Source organism: Corallococcus sp. CA049B (assembly GCF_003611685.1).
Classification (GTDB): Bacteria; Myxococcota; Myxococcia; order Myxococcales; family Myxococcaceae; genus Corallococcus; species Corallococcus coralloides.
Genome location: NZ_RAWC01000359.1, coordinates 1 through 5,037, shown reverse-complemented (window position 1 = coordinate 5,037; position 5,037 = coordinate 1). Strand labels below are relative to the sequence as shown.

Here is a 5,037-nt window from a genome sequence, read left to right as displayed (position 1 = left end):
GCGCCTGGGGAGAGGGCTCTGGGGGAAGGGTCGGCTCCATGGTCTTGGGCTCCTCGCTTTCCTTCCAAGCTGGGGCTGGCGCCTTCCGGACGAACACCGGCAGGGGAGCAGGGACCCCGCGAGCCTGCCCGTCGCGGCGCGCGGAGGGCGCGCCCAGTGCTTATCCGCAGTCGTATGGACGATTGGATGAAGCGCCACGCGGACCGGGTGAGGACGGCCGGGGAGGCCCTGCGCGCCGTCCTGCCGGGAAGGCGCATCCTCATCGGTTCGGGCGCGGCCGAGCCGGTGACGCTGGTGCGGGCCCTGGTGGACGAGCGGGGCCCCTCCCTCTCCGACAACGAGGTGGTGCACCTGCTGACGCTGGGGCCCGCGCCCTACGTGGAGCCCGCGCAGGCCGGGCGCTTCCGCCACGTCGCCTTCTTCATCGGGCCCAACGTGCGGCAGGCCGTGCAGGAGGGGCGGGCGGACTTCATCCCGGTGTTCCTCTCCGAAATCCCGGAGCTCATCCGGAGCCGGAAGATCCGCGTCGACGCGGCGCTCATCCAGGTCAGCCCGCCGGATGCCCACGGCTACGTCAGCCTGGGCGTCTCCGTGGACATCGTGCGCGCCGCGGTGGACGCGGCCCCGCTCGTCATCGCGGAGGTGAACCCGAACATGCCCCGCACGCACGGGGACTCGTTCCTGGACGTGCGCCGCATCGACCACCTGGTGCCCGTGGACCTGCCGCTGCTGGAGGCGCACCCCGAGCCCTCCGACGAGGTCTCCCGGAGGATTGGCGAGCACGTGGCGCGGCTCATCCCGGACGGCGCCACGCTCCAGACGGGCATCGGGCGCATCCCGGACGCGGTGCTCACCGCCCTGAAGGGCCACCACGACCTGGGCATCCACACGGAGATGCTGTCCGACGGCGTGATGCGGCTGGTGGAGTCCGGCGTCATCACCGGGCGGCGCAAGACGCTGCTGCCCGGGAAGCTCGTCACGTCCTTCATCATGGGCACGCGGGCGCTCTACGCGTGGGCGCATGACCACCCGGCCATCGAGATGCGCCCGAGCGACGACACCAACGACCCGGCGAACATCGCGCGCAACGCCCGGATGGTGGCCATCAACAGCGCGCTGGCGGTGGACCTCACCGGCCAGGTGGCGGCGGACACGCTGGGCGGCTGCTTCTTCTCTGGCATTGGCGGGCAGGTGGACTTCATCCGCGGCGCCAGCCGGAGCCCGGGGGGCCAGGCCATCATCGCGCTGCCCTCCACGGCGAAGGGCGGCACGGCGAGCCGCATCCAGCGGGCGCTGGAGCCCGACACCGGCGTGGTGACGAGCCGGGGTGACGTCCACCACGTCGTCACCGAATACGGCGTCGCGGAGCTGTGGGGAAAGAGCATCCGCGAGCGCGCGCTCGCGCTCATCGCCGTGGCCCACCCGGACTTCCGGGCCGACCTGATGGCCGCGGCCAAGGGCCGCCGCTGGGTGCTGCCGGACCAGGTGGTGCCGCGCGCCCGCTATCCCTGGGCGGAGGCGCGGCGGGAGCACACGCTGTCGCACGACACGCTGGTCATCCGCCCCGCCCGCATCACCGACGAGCGCGCCCTGCAGGACCTGCTGTACGGCCTCTCCGGCGAGAGCAGCTACCGGCGCTTCATGGGGTTCAAGAAGGCGCACCCGCACGAGGAGATCCAACGCCTGGTGGACCTGGACTACGAGCACGACATGGCGCTGGTCGCATGCCCGCCCGGCACGGACGAGGTGGTGGGCATGGTGCAATACATCCTGGACCCCGCCACGGGCCTGGGGGACGTGTCCTTCGTGGTCCGCGACGACTGGCAGGGGCGGGGCGTGGGCACGGCGCTGATGCGACGCATCCGCGAGGCCGCCATGGCCCGAGGCATCTCCGGCTTCCAGGCGGACGTCCTGGTGACGAACACCGCCATGCTGGACGTCTTCCACGAAAGCGGCCTGCCCGTGCGCAGCCGCCGCGAGGACGGCCTGTACCACCTGGAGCTGCTCTTCCCGCAGGAGCGCGGTGACGGGAGCGCGAGTGCCCCGCCGGCCCCCGGGCCCGGGTGAGGAGGCACGCGCTGCCTGTCCTCCCCGGGGGCCCTTGCTCCCTGCGTGGTGGGCCCCAACGTTCCCTCAAGGGACGCGCCCTCGCGGCAGCGAAGGCAGGCAAGGCCCTTGGGGGGGACGTCATGGCCATCGTCGTCGGCACGGATTTCTCCGACCACGCCCGGGAGGCCGTCCGCGTCGCGGCCGCCATCGCGGCGCGGACGGGCACGCCGCTGGAGTTGGTGCACGCCGCGGAGCCCGGCATGCTCCGGCGGGACTGGCCGGCCGAGCGCGGCAGCGCCATCACCGAACTCGAGCAGCGGCTCGCCGCCGAGGCCGAGGGGCTGCGCCACGAGGGGCTGACAGTGGAGCCCCGGGTGCTGCTGGGCATGCCGGACGAAGCCCTCGTCGAACATGCCGCGCGGATTCAGGCGCGGATGCTGATCACCGCGGCCCTGGGCTGGCGGTCGGAGAAGCGGTGGCGGTTGGGCGGCGTTCCGGCGCGCATCGCGCAGCAGTCGCGCGTTCCCTTCCTGATGATCCGCCTGTCCGGACCGTTCCTGGAATGGTGTCAGGCAAAGCGCCCGCTGCGTGTCACCGTGGGCGACGACTTCTCCCACAGCGCGGAGGTCGCGCTGCGCTGGCTCCCCGAGCTGCGCCGGGTGGGGCCGGTCGAGCTGACGGTCGCCCACGTCTACAACCCGGCCACGGAGTACGGACGGCTCGGGCTGTCCTACGCGAGCCAGGGCCCCGAGGGCATGGAGGCCATCCTCGAGCGGGACCTGCGCGAGCGCCTGTCCCGCGTCGGCGAGCCCCTGGCGGAGGTCCGGACGACGCCGTCCTATGGGAGCGTGGTGGAGCCGCTCACCACGCTCACGGAGACGGCGCGGGCGGACCTCCTGCTGCTGGGCAGCCACCAGCGCCGGGGGCTGCGGCGCGTGCGGCACGGCTCGGTGTCGCTCTCCGCGCTCCCACTCGCGCCGGTGGCCGCGGTCGCCTGCGTCCCGGTCGCCGGGCAGCGCGAGGCCGAAGCGCCCGTGCGCATCCCGTCCATCCGGCGCGTCCTGGTCTCGACGGACTTCTCGCCGCTGGCGAACCTCGCCATCCCCCACGCCCTGTCGCTCCTGCCCCCGGGCGGGGAGCTCATCCTGGTGCACGTCATGGAGTCGCCCATCCCCGTCGTCTACGCGGACTTCTGGCCCGCCATGGCCCTGGGCACGGACGACGACGAGGCCGAGCTGCGGCGCCAGATGGGGGCGCTGATCCCCGGTGAGGTGGCCGGCCGGGGCATCACCGTCCGGATGGAGCTGCTGTCCGGCGTCCACGCCGCGCAGACGCTCTGCCAGGCGGCGGAGCGGTACGGCGCGGACATCTTCTGCATGGGCTCGCATGGGCGGACGGGCGTGTCCCGAGCGGTGCTCGGGTCCGTGGCCCAGGAGGTGGTGGCCCATAGCCGCCGGCCCGTGCTGGTGGTCAAGCACTCCGCACTGCCGTGACGGTGACGCCATGTTGAAGCCCTTCGAGGTCCACGTGCAGGCCAGCTCGCTGGAGCGCTTCCGGCCGGGGCTCACGGGGCTGGAGTGGGAGGCGCTCCAGGAGAGCGCGGAGCAGGCCCGCGAGCGCATGGCGGGCCGCACCTTCTGGAACGTGAACTCCACGGCCCGGGGCGGCGGCGTGGCGGAGCTGCTGCCCCGGATGCTCGCCTACTCACGCGGGGCGGGCGTGGACACGCGCTGGATGGTGGTGCAGGGCACGCCCGCCTTCTTCCACGTCACCAAGCGGCTGCACCACGCGCTGCATGGCTCCCGGGGAGATGGCTCGCCCCTGGGCGCCGCCGAGCGCGCCTGCTACGCCGAGGTGCTCCGCGACAACGCGGAGGAGCTGCTCGTCCTGGTGCGGCCCGGGGACGTGGTGCTGCTGCACGACCCGCAGACCGCGGGGCTGGCCCCAACGTTCGCCGCGGCGGGCGCGCACGTGGTCTGGCGCTGCCACATCGGGAGTGACACGCCCGACGCGGAGGTGGAGCGGGCGTGGGCGTTCCTCGCGCCGGACCTGACCGCCGCGCGGCTCGCGGTCTTCACCCGTGCCGCCTACGTGCCGCCCCTGCTCGCGGACCGGTCCGTCGTCATCCCGCCCTCCATCGACATCTTCGCGGTGAAGAACCAGCCCATGGCGCCGGAGGTCGCGCGCGCCATCCTGGGGCACACCGGGCTTCTGGGCCTGGCGCCGGACGCGCCCGCGCCCGTCTTCACCCGGATGGACGGGGTCCCGGCCCGCGTGTCGCGCGGGGCGGACATCGTGCGGCTGGGCGCGGCGCCCGCTCCCGGGGCCCCGCTCGTGGTGCAGGTCTCCCGGTGGGACCCCTTGAAAGACCCGGCGGGGGTGCTGCGGGGCTTCGCGCTGCTCCTGCGCGAGTCGCCCCGTCTGCGCGCGGAGCTGGTCCTGGCCGGGCCTTCGGTGACGTCCGTCGCGGATGACCCGGAGGCGGCGGCGACACTCGAGGCCGTCATCGCCGCGTGGCACGAGCAGCCGCACTTCCTGCGCCAGCGCGTCCACCTGGCGTGTCTGCCCATGGTGGACCCGGACGAGAACGCCGCCATCGTCAACGCGCTCCAGCGTCACGCGTCGGTGGTGGTGCAGAAGAGCCTGCGGGAGGGCTTCGGGCTCACCATCACGGAGGCCATGTGGAAGGCGCGGCCCGTGGTGGCGAGCGCGGTGGGCGGCCTCCAGGACCAGGTGCGCCACGAGGTGGATGGCCTGCTCGTGCGCGACCCCGGGGACCCGGCGGAGTTCGCCGCCGCGGTGCGAAGGCTCCTGGATGATCCGGTCCTCGCGGCCCGCCTGGGAGCCCAGGCGCACGAGCATGTGCGCACCCACTTCACCGCGGCCCGCCACCTCACCGACTTCATGGCCCTGCTCGAGGAGCTGGACGCGCGCGCGGAGCGGGAAGCCTGACGGTCAGGTGGCGCCCACCCGCCGGCCCACCTCCCG

At 73.7% G+C, this 5,037-nt stretch carries 3 protein-coding genes; all 3 read left to right on the top strand.

All coding sequences use genetic code 11. From position 1 onward, the window contains the following. Window positions 1–186: 186 nt before the first annotated feature. The 3 genes from D7W82_RS38350 to D7W82_RS38340 all read left to right on the top strand — a co-directional run bounded on the left by D7W82_RS38350 (window position 187) and on the right by D7W82_RS38340 (window position 5,001). Window positions 187–2,067: a bifunctional acetyl-CoA hydrolase/transferase family protein/GNAT family N-acetyltransferase gene (locus D7W82_RS38350; protein WP_233588190.1), complete on the top strand. Its 1,881-nt coding sequence runs from the start codon at window positions 187–189 to the stop codon at window positions 2,065–2,067. Between the two features lie 122 nt (window positions 2,068–2,189). Continuing rightward, window positions 2,190–3,542 (top strand): universal stress protein, encoded by a 1,353-nt coding sequence (locus D7W82_RS38345; protein ID WP_120622992.1) that lies wholly within the window; start codon window positions 2,190–2,192, stop codon window positions 3,540–3,542. 10 nt (window positions 3,543–3,552) lie between these two features. Beyond that, window positions 3,553–5,001 (top strand): glycosyltransferase, encoded by a 1,449-nt coding sequence (locus tag D7W82_RS38340; RefSeq protein ID WP_120622991.1) that lies wholly within the window; start codon window positions 3,553–3,555, stop codon window positions 4,999–5,001. Window positions 5,002–5,037 lie beyond the last annotated feature (36 nt).